Source organism: Actinosynnema sp. NPDC004786, assembly GCF_053601135.1.
This window is the reverse complement of the sequence record NZ_JBSGBG010000005.1, coordinates 188,691-201,075: the sequence shown is the minus strand read 5'-3', so window position 1 is coordinate 201,075 and position 12,385 is coordinate 188,691. Positions and strand designations below refer to the sequence as shown.

Here is a 12,385-nt window from a genome sequence, read left to right as displayed (position 1 = left end):
CCGGCTGAACCGGTGAGCGCTAACAGAGTCCACAGGGGACGGGCTCCACCCGGTCACGCCCTCCCGGCCGTTGCCCGGGACGGGCGCTCAGGAGACGTCGCCGTAGGCGGTGCCGATCCGCATCCGGTGAGCGCGGTGCACGGCTTCGAGGTCGGGGTGGGCCCGGTCGTAGACGCCCCACTTGGGCTCGTTGAAGGTGTCCCAGGTGCGCCCCGGGAAGCGCTCGACGCCGTTCGGGCCGAGCGGCTGCTTCTCGCCGTTGAACCAGAGCTCCACCCAGCCGCCGGCGGCCGTGTCGGAGGTCCGGATCCCGACCACGAACCGGTACCAGTTCCAGGGGGCGACCTCCCCGGTCCAGATCAGGCGCCACTCCTCGCCGGGGGCGACGTGGAACAGCCGCGCCTCGTTGTTCCGGATCTTGAGGATCACCGGGTAGTTCTGGGTGCCGTTGCCCGAGCCGCCGTTCGGGCCGTAGGACTTCCACTGGAAGATCGAGTAGTCGCCGGCGGTCGTCGTGGAGAACTTGCTCGACCACCCGAGGTAGTACGTCCGGCCGTTGCGGAACCGGTGCCGCTTGCCGTCGGTCCTGACCCCGCGCGACTCGCAGCGGATCACCGGCCTGTCGTCCGACCTCGCCTTGGTGTAGCGCCACACCACCGTGCCGTCGGACTGGCGGGCGGGCACGATGCTGCCGGGCTTCACGCACTCCAGGTTGCCGAACACCCCGGTCCCCTTCGCCGGGTCGCCGTCCCAGACGACCGCCGCGTTCGCGGGCGGCGGGGCCGGGACCACCAGCACGACCGCCGCCGCAACGGCCGCGATCACGGCACGACACCTCATGGTCGGCACCTCCCGCGTCCAGGCTGGCAGCACCGGGGCACGGCCGACAGCGGTGGGACCGGGCTTCGCCGACACGGGTGGCGAAACGACCCGACCGGGTCTTCCCGCGCCCGGTCCCGTGACCGCCTTCGAGCGGGGCCCGGCGACGTAGGGTGGCGGCGTGGACCTGCCCGCCACCGCGTTGCTCCGGGTCGCCGACCGCCTCGGTCGGCCGGTCGGGGTCGCGTTCGCGGTGGCCACCGCCGACGGGCCTCGGATCGTCACCGCCGCCCACGTCCTGGCCGACGGCGCGACGGTCACCACCGTGGACGGGCGGCGGGAGGTGCCGGTCGAGGCCGCCGAGCGGTTCGAGGACGACGACCTCGCCGCCTTACGCCCGACGGGGCCGCTCCCGGACGGCGTGCGGGTGCTGCCGCTGTCCCCGGTGGCCGCGCCGTGGCACACCCGGTTGTGGTGCTTCGGGTTCCCCGACCGGTACGACGGCGGCATGTGGGCCGCGGGCGACCTGCTGGGGGCCGACGGCCGGGGGCTGCTGGTGGTGCAGGACCGGCGGTCGGCCGGGTTCGCCATCGCGCGCGGGTTCAGCGGCGGTCCGGCGTGGGACCCGGTGTCGGGGTCGGTGGTGGGCCTGGTGGTCCAGGTCGCGGCCAAGGCCGAGCAGCGCACGGCGTTCCTGGTGCCCGGCCACGTGATCGTGGCCCGGCTGCCGCCGCGGGAGCCGGGTCCGAGCCCGTACCTCGGGCTGCGGTCGTTCGGCACGGGGGACGCCGACCGGTTCTTCGGGCGGGAGGACCTGGCCGCGCAGGTGGCCGCCGAGGTGCGGGGCAACCGGTTGGTCGCGCTCGTCGGGCCGTCCGGGCGGGGCAAGTCGTCGCTGATCCTCGCGGGCGTGCTGCCGCGCCTGCCGGAGCTGGACGTGGTCGTGGTGCGGCCGGGCCAGGCGCCGCCGCCGCAGCGGGACGGCCTGTTGGTCGTGGTGGACCAGCTGGAGGAGGCGCTGCCGGGACCGGACGCGGACCTGGTGGCGCTGCTGGCGGACGGCCCGGCGAAGGTGCTGCTGGCGATCCGGTCGGACTTCCTCGACCGCGCCCTGGAACACCCGGCACTGGCGCGGGCGCTGCGGTCCTGCCAGACGGTCGGCGCGATGGAACGCACGCAGCTCCTCGCCGCGATCACCGGACCGCTGCCCCCGGACGTGCGGCTGGAGGACCGGCTGGCCGACCGGATCGCCGCCGAGGTCGAGCACGCGCCGGGCCAGTTGCCGCTGTTGCAGTTCACCCTGGACCGGCTGTGGCACGTGCAGCGTGCCGGCCTGCTCACCCATGCCGCCTACGAGGAGCTGGGCGGGGTCGGCGGCGCGCTGGTCCGGTACGCCGAGCAGGAGGTGTGGTCGCGGCTGGCGGAGTCGGAGCGGGCCGCCGCGCCGCGGCTGTTCGCCAAGCTGGTCAACCACACCACGGACCTGCCGCCGACCCGGGCGGTCGCCCGCGACCTCACCGGCGCCGAGCGCAGCCTCGCCGACCGGCTCGTGACGGCGGGGCTGCTCGTGGGCGGCGCACGGGGTTCGGTCGAGCTGGCGCACGAAGCGCTGATCACGCTGTGGGACCGGCTGCGGGAGATGGTCGAGCGGGAGCGCGAGTTCGAGACGTGGCGGGCGGACCTCCGCGCCGACCGCGAGCGCTGGAGCCGGCAGGGCGACCCGTTCGCCCTGACCGCGCGCTCCTCCCCGGACACCGCCCGCTGGCTGGCCGAACGCGGGGCCGACCTGCCCGCCGACGAACGGCTCCACGCCCAGCGCGTGGTGGCCGTCCTGCGCCGGCACCGCCGCCGCTGGTACCGGCGCGCGGTGTGGCTGGTCGTGGTCCTGCTGCTGCTCGCCCTGCCGGCCTGGTACGCGTGGGACCTGGCCCACGAGCAACCGCCGCCGGACGACGTCGCCTCGCCCGGCGACGCGGGCCGGACCGAGCGCTCCATCCTCGACCTGCTCGCCGCCCACCACGCCGACCCCGGAGCGGTGGACGACCAGCTGCTGGCCGCCTACCACCGCACCCGCCAGGTGGAGGCGGTGCTGCCCGACGCGGTCGCGGGGAACCACGCCTACCGGGAGGTCCTGTCCTCCGCGGCCGGGCCGGTGGTCGTGCTGTCCGGGCCGGACGGGCCGGTGGTGTGGCGGGTCGGCGAGCCCGATCCGGTCCGGCTGCCCGACGCCGACCCCGGCGAGGTCGCGGTCAGCCCCGACGGCGGCACGGTCGCCGTGACGGACCAGACCGGCGCGCTCCTGTACGGGCCGCGCGGCGAACCCCGCGGGCGCGTCGACGCGCCCGCGGGGGAGTGGTGGGAGCACGTGCACGTGGCACTGGGCGTCGACCGGCTGGTCATCTGGCGCGACAACCAGGACCGGCTGCTGGTGTCGCGGCTCGACGGCACGCGGGTGGCGGACATCGCCATGAGACCTCCCACGACCCCGGTCGGCGACGTCCCGCCGTCGTGGACCTTCCACCTGACCGCCGACCCGGGCACGCTGGTCGCCCGCAACACCGACACCGACGAGGTGCACCTGCTCGACCTCGCCACCGGCCGCACCACCCCGCTCGCCACCGGGGCGTCCGCGGTGCTCGTCAGCGCGGACGGGCGGGTACTGGTGACGTGCCACCGCGTCGAGCACGGCGTGGACGGCCTCGTGGTGTTCGACCTGCCGTCCGGGCGGCGGCGCGCGGAGCACCTCGACACCTCCGGCTGCTCGATGGTGCTCGACCCGACCGGTCGCTACCTCGCCCGCGGGGTCGAGCCGTCGATGGGCGTGCTCGACCTGGAGACGGGCGAGGTGGTGGCGTGGATGCGCGGCCGCGGCCGGCCGGTCGGCGTGCGGCTCGGCGCGGACGGCCTGCTGCGGGTCGTCACGGGGGACGAGGACGGCGTGCTGGTGCACCGGCTCGACCCCGCAGTGCTGGAGAGCGCCCCCGGCGACCCGGAGAGCGGCGACATCGCGCCGGACGGCCGGCTGGCGCTGACCGTGGACGACGTGTCCTCCCTGCTGTCCCGGAGTTCGCAGCTGTCGTTGTGGCGCACCGACGACCACCGGCGCGTCGCGGAGGTCCGGCTCGGGGAAGAGGCGGGCACGGCGCGCTTCGACCCGACGGGCCGGTACGTGGCCGTGGCCCTGCCGACCGCGGTCGCGGTCCTGCGCGTGCCCGACCTGACCGAGGTCACCCGGCTGCCGCTGGTCGAGTCGCCCGACCTGGCCGAGCCGGTGGTGCGGTTCGACCGGTCGGGCGGGCTGCACGTGGGCCACGCGGCCACCATCAGGACCTGGGACCTCGCCACCGGCACGCTCCGGCACGCGGTCGCCGTGCCGTCACCGCCCTCCGGGGAGGTCCACTTCGACCTCCTCGCCCCGGACCGGGCGCTCGTGGTCTCCGCGGACCGCCTGGCGGTGGACGAGTGGGACCTGATCACCGGCCGTCCCACGAACCACCGCGCGCTGACCGGGCCGGACGAGCCGGTGGCCGAGGTCGCGGTGCTCGGCGACGGCCTGCTGGTCGCCTACGAGCACCGCATCGACGTCCTGGTGGGAGAGGAGTCCGTCACGGTCGAAACCCGATCGTTCGCCGGCCTGGGCCACGTGCCGACCGACGTCGTGGACGGCCACCCCCGCCTGGTCCGCGACCTGAGGATCACCGACTACCCGGACCAGACCGCGAAGTCCCCCACCCTGCCCCGCTACCCACTGGCGATGCGCGGCGACCTGGTCCTGACGGACGAGGGCCTGATCGAACTGGACCGCGACACGTGGCTGCGGCACTTGTGCGCCCTGGTCGCACCGCGCGCACCGGGCACCACCCCACCGGGCTGCCCGTGACCGTCGTCGCGCGGTCCGCTGGAACCCGCCAATCGGGCGTGCGCACCCTGACCCCGCCAAGGCCGCACCTGACGAGCGGGTCTCGGCACCGGGGTGCGTCGGGCTGGAACTGGCTGCCGGTCACGTGCCCGGTGACCCCGTGTCGGTCGTCGAGCCGTCGGTGAGACTACGGGAAGCTGAACCCGCGCGAGGCGTCCGGCGGGGGAAGTGCGGGTGGGCACTGTCGGCGCGGTCCGGGGTCGCCTAGCGTCGCATCGCTCCGGCGGGACCCCTCCGGCCGGGCTCCAGGAGGACACCAGTGAAGACCCTGCTCCGCGTCTTGTTACCCGTGGTCGCCGTCGTCGCGGCGGCGACCGTCGCCTTTGCCGCCCCCGTCCCGCCGACCACGCCCTACCCGGCGGTGCCGGCCGATGCCCGAGCCTGCCTGGTGGAGAAGCTCGAAATCGACAAGCAGCAGCTCCTGCACGACCAGGCCCTGCGCCACTACGAGCGCATCAAGGCCCTCCACGAGAACAACGCCGCGTCCGCGGGCGAGCTGCGTGCCGCCGAACAGGCGTTGCACCAGGCCGCGATCGCGCTCAACAACGCCAGGTACGCCGAGGCGGCGTGCCGCAACAACCTGGGCAACGACCCGAAGAAGGAGTGCGTGGCGCTGTCGCTGGAGCTGAACCGGCTCCTGGACGAGCTGGCGTTGCGCCAGGAGCTGGAGCGGTTGGCGAAGGCGCACTACGACGCCGTGCTCGCCCTCGCCAACAGCGGTGCGGCGTCGCGCGAGGAGCTGGACCGCGCCAAGACGGCGTGGGAGGTGGCGAAGGTCGAGCGGCAGCAGGTCGAGCAGCGCATCACCGACGCGAAGAAGAAGCTCGCGGACAACCCGGCGTGCAAGGACTACCCCTCGGTCCGCCCGACCCCCACGTCGACCTCGACGCCGACGAGCGCTCCGACCACGACCAGTGGCGCGCCCACCCCGACCACGACCAGCGGCGCTCCCACGTCGTCGAGCACGGTCGCGCCGACGCCCACCACGGCGACCCCGGCGCCGGTGCACTGACCCCGCGCCGAACGCCGCGGTGCCCCGGACGGCTTCCGGGGCACCACGGCGCGGAGTGGCTAGAGGGTCAGGGTCCACGAGTCGATGTAGCCGACGTCGTTGGCGACGACGTCGCGCACCCGCAGCTTCCAGGTGCCGCCGCGGGACTCGGCGGACAGGTTGACCGTCGCCGTGCCGGTGACGTTGTCGGCGCTGTCCGTGCTGCTGGAGTTCTTCAGCCGGTACGCGCTGCCGTCCGGCGCGATCAGGTCGATCACCAGGTCGCCGCGGAACGTGTGCTTGATGTCGAGCGCGACGGTGCTGGAGGCCGACGCCGTGCCGGTGCAGGACAGGCTGATCGGGCTCTCGACCGTGGTGAGGTCGTTGATGGTGACGTTGTCGGGGTTCGTCCCGGTGCAGTCCGTCGGGTCCGGGCCGGGACCGGGGTCGCCGGTCATGAACCCGGTGTAGAGCAGGCGGTTGGGCGAGCCCGAGCCGATGCCGGTCAGCTTGTTGGCGGTGGCGTTGGCGACCAGCGCGTCACGGGCCTGCGCCGGGGTGGCGTTCGGGTTCTGCGACAGGTAGACCGCCACCGCGCCGGCCACGTGCGGCGACGCCATCGAGGTGCCGGTCATCGTCGCGCTGCCGGTGGTGCTGGTGTGCGAGGCCGAGACGATGTTCGTGCCGGGTGCCCAGATGTCCAGGCAGGAGCCGTAGTTGCTGGTGCTGGAGCGGGCGTCGGAGCTGGTGCTGTTGCCGACCGTCACGCCCGCGGTCACGTACTGCGGGCTGTAGCCGCACGCGTCGTCGGTCGAGTTGCCCGCGGCCATGACGAACTGCACGCCGGCGGCGATCAGCGCCTTCACCGCGTTGTCCAGCGACGGGTCCGAGCAGCGCTGCCGGCAGCCGATGCTGTAGTTGGCCACGGCGGGCTTGACCGCGTTGTTGCGCACCCAGTTGATGCCGGCGATGATGTCGTCGTTGGCGCCCGAGCCCTGGCAGTCGAGCACGCGCACCGCGTGCACCGTCGCCTTCTTGGCCACGCCGAACCGGGTGCCCGCGGCGGTGCCGGCGACGTGGGTGCCGTGGCCGTGGCAGTCGGCGGGGTTCGAGTCGCCGTCGACGAAGTCGTAACCGGTCGAGACGCGGCCCGTGAAGTCGGTGTGCCCCGCGTTGATGCCGGTGTCGAGCACGTACACGTGCGCGCCCTGGCCCGCGTTGGCCGGGTAGGTGTAGGCGCCGTTCAACGGCAGGTCGCGCTGGTCGATGCGGTCGTCGCCCCAGTTGGGCGGGTTGGTCTGGGTGTCGGCGACCGTCATCCGCTGCGCCTGCTGGACGTACACGACCTCGGGGTCGGCCGCCAGCCTGCGCGCCTGCTGCTCGGTCATGGTGACCGAGAACCCGTTGATGAGGTCGAGGCGGTGGCGCAGCGTGCCGCCGTAGCGCTGCGCCTTGTCGGACGAGGTCGCCTGCAGGGCGACGGGGCTGTCCTTGAGCTTGACGATGTAGCGGTCCTTGACCGCGCCCGGCTCGTTCGCGCCGAGGATCGCGCTCTGGGCGACCGCCGGGGCGGACATCGTGGCGATGCCGGTGGCGGCGGCCGCGAGCAGCACAGCCGCTCGGGTCGCCGCCACGTGCAGGGGGACGGACTTCCTTCGCATACGGGGTTCTCCATCGTGCGTCTCCGGTGGGAGCACCAGCCGGAGGAGCGCCCGTCGGGCAGGGGGTGGAGAGGTGACGGCCGCTCGACGCACACGATCAAATGTCGCCACCCGGTAAACAATCCGGGTGCCGCAAACTAGGTATACGCAAGATCAACTCGCCGCGTGCGGTCCCGGCGGCGCGGGTTCGTCGGGCACCTCGCCGACGAACCCGGCCGTCGCGGTGCGCGGTCAGGCCGCGTCGTCCAGCCGTCGGCGCTGGTCGGGGGTCAGCTCCAGGGACACCCCGGCGAGCGCGTCGTCCAGCTGCTCGACGGTGCTGACGCCGACGATCGGCGTCACGGGCACCGGGCCGCCCGTCAGCCAGGCGAGCACGACCTGGTTGCGGTTCGCGCCGGTCTCGGCCACGACCTCGTCCAGCGCGGCCAGGCGGCGGACCGTGCCGGGGTGGTCGTACTCGGCGGGCATCGGCTTGTCCGTCCGGGTGTAGCGGCCGCCCAGCAGCGGCGTGTAGGCCCACAGCGCCATGTCCTCGTGGTGCTCCAGGTAGTGGATCACCTCGTCGCCGACCGCGCCGAACCGGTGCACCACGGAGGGCCGCGTGCCGGGTCGCGGTTGCAGGTACGTGTGGTGCTGCTGCACGGCGGTGAAGCCGACGCGGCCGTTCGCCCGCGCGATCGCCCGGGCCCGCTCCACCTGCCACACCGGGTAGTTCGAGCAGCCCAGGCGACCCACCGCGCCCGCCGACACCAGCTCGTCGAACGCGGCGACCGTCTCCTCCAGCGGCGTCACCGGGTCGGGCTTGTGCGCCCAGTACAGCTCGACGTGGTCGGTGCCCAACCGCCGGAGGCTGCCCTCGATCCCGTTCTTGACCACGCCGGCCGACAGCCCCTCGGCCGTCTCCGGGAACCGACCGGCCTCGATCGGCTCGCAGCCCACCTTGGTGCTGATCCGCACCCGGTCGCGCACGCCGGGCCGGGCGGCCAGCCAGCGCCCCAGCAACGCCTCGCTCTGCCCGCCGAACCCGCTCGGGTGCTCCCAGAACGAGTAGCAGTTCGCGGTGTCGATCCAGACACCGCCCGCGTCCACGAAGCGGTCCAGCAGTTCGAACGAACGGCGCTCGTCGGTGACCGTGCCGAACAACATCGCGCCCAGGGCCAGGTTCTTCGTCATGCGGCCCACGGTAGGGAGATTCGGCTCGGCAGTACGCTCCAATCCCGTGGTGGTTTCCCAGACCAATTTCGCGTGGGCGACGCTGCTGGACGTCGGCGGTCGCGGTCGGCTGCACGACCGCGTGGCGCACGCGCTGCGTGCCGCGATCCGGGACGGCCGGCTGCCGGAGGGCGCCGCGGTGCCGCCGAGCCGGGCGCTCGCCGAGGAGCTCGGCTGCTCCCGCTGGGTCGTGACCGAGGCGTACGGGCAGCTCGTCGCCGAGGGCTACCTCGCCGCCCGGGTGGGCTCGGCGACCCGCGTCTCCTGGTCGCCGGGGTCCGCGCCGACGACGGCCCGCGAGCCGCGACCGCCGGCCCGGCCCAAGGTCCGGTACGACCTCGCGCCGGGCCTGCCCGACCTGCGGGCGTTCCCGCGCCGCCGGTGGGCCGACGCGGTCCGCGCGGTGATCGGCTCCGCCGTCCACTACGACCTCGACATCCCCGACCCGGCCGGGCACGCGGTGCTGCGCACGACGATCGCGCAGTACCTGCGGCGCTCGCGCGGCGCGGACGCGGGAGCGGCGTCGGTGTCCGTGTGCGCCGGCGTCTCCGACGGCCTGGTGCGCACGTGCCGCGCGTTGCGCGCGGAGGGGATCGCCGACGTGGCCGTGGAGAACCCGGGGTGGGGACGGCTGCGGGACGCGGCGACGAGCGCCGGCCTGCGGGTGCACCCGGTGCCGGTTGACGACGACGGCCTCCGCGTGGACGACCTGGCGCGCACGCCCGCGCGGGCCGTCGTGGTCGGCGCGGCGCACCAGTTCCCGACCGGCGCGGTGCTGTCGCCGGACCGCCGGGCGGGGCTGCTGCGCTGGGCCCGCGAGGTGGACGGCTACGTGGTCGAGGACGACTACGACGCCGAGTTCCGCTACGACCGCCACCCGGTCGCCGTGGTGCAGGGGCTCGACCCCGGCCGGGTGTTCCTCCTCGGCTCGGTCAGCAAGACGCTCTCGCCCGCCCTCGGCCTGGGCTGGCTGGTCGCGCCCGCCGCGCTCACCCCGGCGCTGCGGTCGGCGAACCTCGTCACGGTCGCGCCGCCGGTGCTCGACCAGCTCGCGCTGGCGACCTTCATCGACCGCGGCTGGTACGACGCGCACCTGCGGGCCGCGCGCCGCCGCTTCCGCGCCCGCCGCGACCTGCTGCTCCGCACGCTCGGCGACCTCGTGCCGGAGGGCCGGGTCGCGGGCACGGCCGCCGGGCTGCACGTCCTGCTGCACCTGCCCGACCACGTCGACACCCCACGCGCGGTCCGCGCCGCTGCCGCCGCCGGGCTGCGACTGTCCGATCTGGACGACTACCGCGCGGAGGAGTCGGGCGGACCGAGTCGGACGTCGAGCGGCGACGGCGGCGTGGCGCGGTCGGCGGGCCGGGCGCTCGTCCTCGGCTACGGCAACATCGGCGACACCGAGATCCGCCCCGCCGTCGCCCTCCTGCGCGACGCGCTGGGCCTGCCCGGTCGGCGGTGAGCCGCCGATCGTCACCCGGTGTGCCCGAATCGGTGACGTTACGCTGATCCCCGGAGGTGGTGCCGGGTGCGGTTGCCGTTCGACGCGCACGCCTCGGTGCGGGCCGAGTTCGAGCGGCGCTGGGCGCGGGTGCGGCCGTCGGTGTGGTTCGGGTTCCTCGCGCCGCCGGTGGTCGGCCTGGTCGTCGCGCTCGCGGCCCCGTGGCGCGGCGCGGCCGTGCCGGGGTGGCTCCTGCTGGCGGTCGGGATCGCGGTCCCCGTGTGGTTCCTCTTGGGGCGGGTCTACCCGAAGCGGCCCGGCTGGTGGGCCGGGCTCGTCGCGTACGCGGGCGTGGCGCAGGCGCTCGGCGTCGGGCTCCTCACCGCCGACCTGCCGGCCGTGCTGCCGACCGTGGTCGTCACGGCGGTCGCGGCCGTGCTGCTCGGCCGGGCCAGGGCCGTGCTGCTGGACGAGGTCGGCGGCGCGATCGCGGGCACGACGCTGGGCGTGCGCAGCGCGTCGCGGCAGGTGCGCAACGCGACCGGGCACCCGGTGCTCGCGCACGCCGCCTTCGACGGCGAGCTGCTGCGCTGGCACGTGACCACCGGTCCGTCCACCCCGGACGTCTCCGGCGGCGAGGTGCCGTTGCGCGAGGTCACCGACGTGTGGGTGGCGGACGCGCGGGGCGAGCCCGGCGGCGAGGTGGTCGTGGTGCGCGCGTTCGGCCGGGACGTCGAGCTGGTCGTCGGCCGCCCGCACGACTTCGCCGCCCTGCTGGACCGCCGGCTGCGCCTGCTCCGCCAACCCGACTGGGATTGATCTCCCCGGAGCGTGACGTCGGCGCTTGCTACTCGTTGGTCAAGCACACGTCCGACGACGGAAGGGGCAGCGGCATGGCGACCGAACGGGTGCGGCTGGAGGACGGCGCGGAGCTGAACGTGACCCGCAGCGGCCCACCCGACGCCGAGCTGACCGTGGTGCTCGCCCACGGCTACGCGCTGGACCACCGGAGCTGGCACCGGGTGGTGGCCGCGTTGCCGGAGTCCGTGCGGGTGATCGCCTACGACCACCGCGGCCACGGCGGCTCCTCGCCCGCGGACAAGGAGACCGCGACCGTCGAGCAGCTCGGCGACGACCTGGGCGAGCTGGTCGAGCGGCTCGTGCCCGAGGGCCGGGTGGTGATCGCGGGGCACTCGATGGGCGGCATGGCCGCGATGGCGATGGCCGAGCGACGCCCTCGCCTCTACCGGCAGCGGGTGGCCGGCGTGGTGTTCGTCTCGACCGCCGCCACGGGGCTCGCGGAGACGTCGTTGGCGTGGCCCAAGGCGTTGGGCAAGCTGGTGCGCGAGCTGGAACGCGCGTTCGGGCCGCTGGTGCGGGCGGTGCGGGAGAAGATCGAGCCCGCGAAGACCGCCGGGTTGCGCTGGTGGCTGTTCGGCGACGAGCCGCGCGACGAGGACGTGGACCTCACCGCGGACATGGTGTGGGGGCACTGGCCGGAGACCGTCGCGCTGTTCCGGCCCGCGGTGGACCGCTACGACCGCGAGGCCGCGCTGACCGTCGCGGGGGAGCGCCCGGTGATCGCGCTCGTCGGCGACGAGGACCGCCTGGTGCCCGAGTCGAACGCCAAGGCGCTGGCCGCGGCGGTGGGCGGCGAGTCGGTGGTGGTGGAGGACGCGGGCCACATGCTGCCGCTGGAAGCGCCCGCCGAGGTGGCCGCGCGGATCATGGAGTTGGCCGGCTGACCCGGTGCTCCTCGGTCGGGCGGTCGACCGAGGAGCACCCGGTGGTGTCCTTCGCCCCGCTGGTCCAATAGCCTCGATAACTTCAGTGTTGACCAAAATCAATCATGGGACCGGGTCCGGGAGAACTAGCCCTGAGCCGGAGCGGTGCTGCGGTAGCTCTCGGTGTAGTAGTCCGCGAGGCGCTGCCGGTAGTCGTCGGCGTCGAACGTGTCCGGGTCGTACGGCGGCGCGTCCTTGATCTGGTTCCGGGTCCGGTCGACGTGGATGCGGTGCGCGTCGTGGTCCACCCGCTCCACGGCCCCGATCGGCACGACGACGCGGTGGCTGGTGAGCCACGTGCCGGTGTCGATCAGCAGGCAGTCGGCGGGCAGTTCGGCGTTGGCCTGGTCGATCTCGCCGATGCGCCCGTCCACGGCCTCCACCTCGTACCCGAGCAGGCCGGTGTCGGGCCGGTCGCGCCGCGCGTCGAGGTCGGCGTCGGGCGTGCCGGTCGGGTTGCCCATGCCCGCGGTCTCGCGCCAGAGCCACGGGATGAACGGGTAGGGGTAGGGCTGCATGGCGACCTCCTCGATCGGTGGGAACGATCGAGCAATACCC

Annotated in this window: 9 protein-coding genes; 5 read left to right on the top strand and 4 right to left on the bottom strand. The window is 74.5% G+C overall.

The window, feature by feature from the left end:
- Positions 1–87 precede the first annotated feature (87 nt).
- On the bottom strand, positions 88–825 hold the full coding sequence (locus ACWEFJ_RS06660; RefSeq protein WP_449713157.1) for a heparin lyase I family protein: 738 nt from the start codon (positions 823–825) through the stop codon (positions 88–90).
- 175 nt (positions 826–1,000) lie between these two features.
- On the opposite strand from ACWEFJ_RS06660, the gene ACWEFJ_RS06655 reads away from it, so the two are divergent.
- Both ACWEFJ_RS06655 and ACWEFJ_RS06650 read left to right on the top strand, forming a co-directional pair.
- Entirely contained in the window at positions 1,001–4,699 is a 3,699-nt protein-coding gene (locus ACWEFJ_RS06655) for an nSTAND1 domain-containing NTPase (RefSeq protein ID WP_449713156.1), read from the top strand.
- 298 nt (positions 4,700–4,997) lie between these two features.
- A complete protein-coding gene (locus ACWEFJ_RS06650) occupies positions 4,998–5,750 on the top strand; it encodes a hypothetical protein (RefSeq protein WP_449713155.1) in 753 nt (250 codons plus the stop codon).
- 59 nt (positions 5,751–5,809) lie between these two features.
- Here the strand turns inward: ACWEFJ_RS06650 and ACWEFJ_RS06645 are convergent, their stop codons facing one another.
- Both ACWEFJ_RS06645 and ACWEFJ_RS06640 read right to left on the bottom strand, forming a co-directional pair.
- Entirely contained in the window at positions 5,810–7,390 is a 1,581-nt protein-coding gene (locus ACWEFJ_RS06645; RefSeq protein ID WP_378086951.1) for a S8 family peptidase, read from the bottom strand.
- Positions 7,391–7,621: 231 nt separating this feature from the next.
- Positions 7,622–8,563, bottom strand: a complete 942-nt coding sequence (locus tag ACWEFJ_RS06640; protein WP_378086953.1) for an aldo/keto reductase — start codon at positions 8,561–8,563, stop codon at positions 7,622–7,624.
- Between the two features lie 46 nt (positions 8,564–8,609).
- On the opposite strand from ACWEFJ_RS06640, the gene pdxR reads away from it, so the two are divergent.
- The 3 genes from pdxR to ACWEFJ_RS06625 all read left to right on the top strand — a co-directional run bounded on the left by pdxR (position 8,610) and on the right by ACWEFJ_RS06625 (position 11,788).
- Complete coding sequence (gene pdxR / locus ACWEFJ_RS06635; protein WP_449713154.1) at positions 8,610–10,064, top strand: MocR-like pyridoxine biosynthesis transcription factor PdxR; 1,455 nt, start codon at positions 8,610–8,612, stop codon at positions 10,062–10,064.
- A 66-nt stretch (positions 10,065–10,130) separates the two neighbouring features.
- On the top strand, positions 10,131–10,862 hold the full coding sequence (locus tag ACWEFJ_RS06630; protein ID WP_449713153.1) for a hypothetical protein: 732 nt from the start codon (positions 10,131–10,133) through the stop codon (positions 10,860–10,862).
- A 74-nt stretch (positions 10,863–10,936) separates the two neighbouring features.
- Positions 10,937–11,788, top strand: coding sequence for an alpha/beta fold hydrolase (locus ACWEFJ_RS06625; protein WP_378086959.1), 852 nt, complete (start codon positions 10,937–10,939; stop codon positions 11,786–11,788).
- A gap of 125 nt (positions 11,789–11,913) precedes the next feature.
- Here the strand turns inward: ACWEFJ_RS06625 and ACWEFJ_RS06620 are convergent, their stop codons facing one another.
- The gene (locus ACWEFJ_RS06620; RefSeq protein ID WP_378086961.1) at positions 11,914–12,345 is read right to left on the bottom strand and encodes a PRC-barrel domain containing protein; all 432 of its coding nucleotides are present in this window, start codon (positions 12,343–12,345) and stop codon (positions 11,914–11,916) included.
- Between the last annotated feature and the right edge of the window lie 40 nt (positions 12,346–12,385).

What these genes read in the sequence shown, in the direction of transcription:
- ACWEFJ_RS06645 (WP_378086951.1), bottom strand. Translation starts at nt 7,390, where the DNA reads ATGCGAAGGAAGTCCGTCCCCCTGCACGTGGCGGCGACCCGAGCGGCT.
- ACWEFJ_RS06640 (WP_378086953.1), bottom strand. Translation starts at nt 8,563, where the DNA reads ATGACGAAGAACCTGGCCCTGGGCGCGATGTTGTTCGGCACGGTCACC.
- ACWEFJ_RS06620 (WP_378086961.1), bottom strand. Translation starts at nt 12,345, where the DNA reads ATGCAGCCCTACCCCTACCCGTTCATCCCGTGGCTCTGGCGCGAGACC.
- ACWEFJ_RS06625 (WP_378086959.1), top strand. Translation starts at nt 10,937, where the DNA reads ATGGCGACCGAACGGGTGCGGCTGGAGGACGGCGCGGAGCTGAACGTG.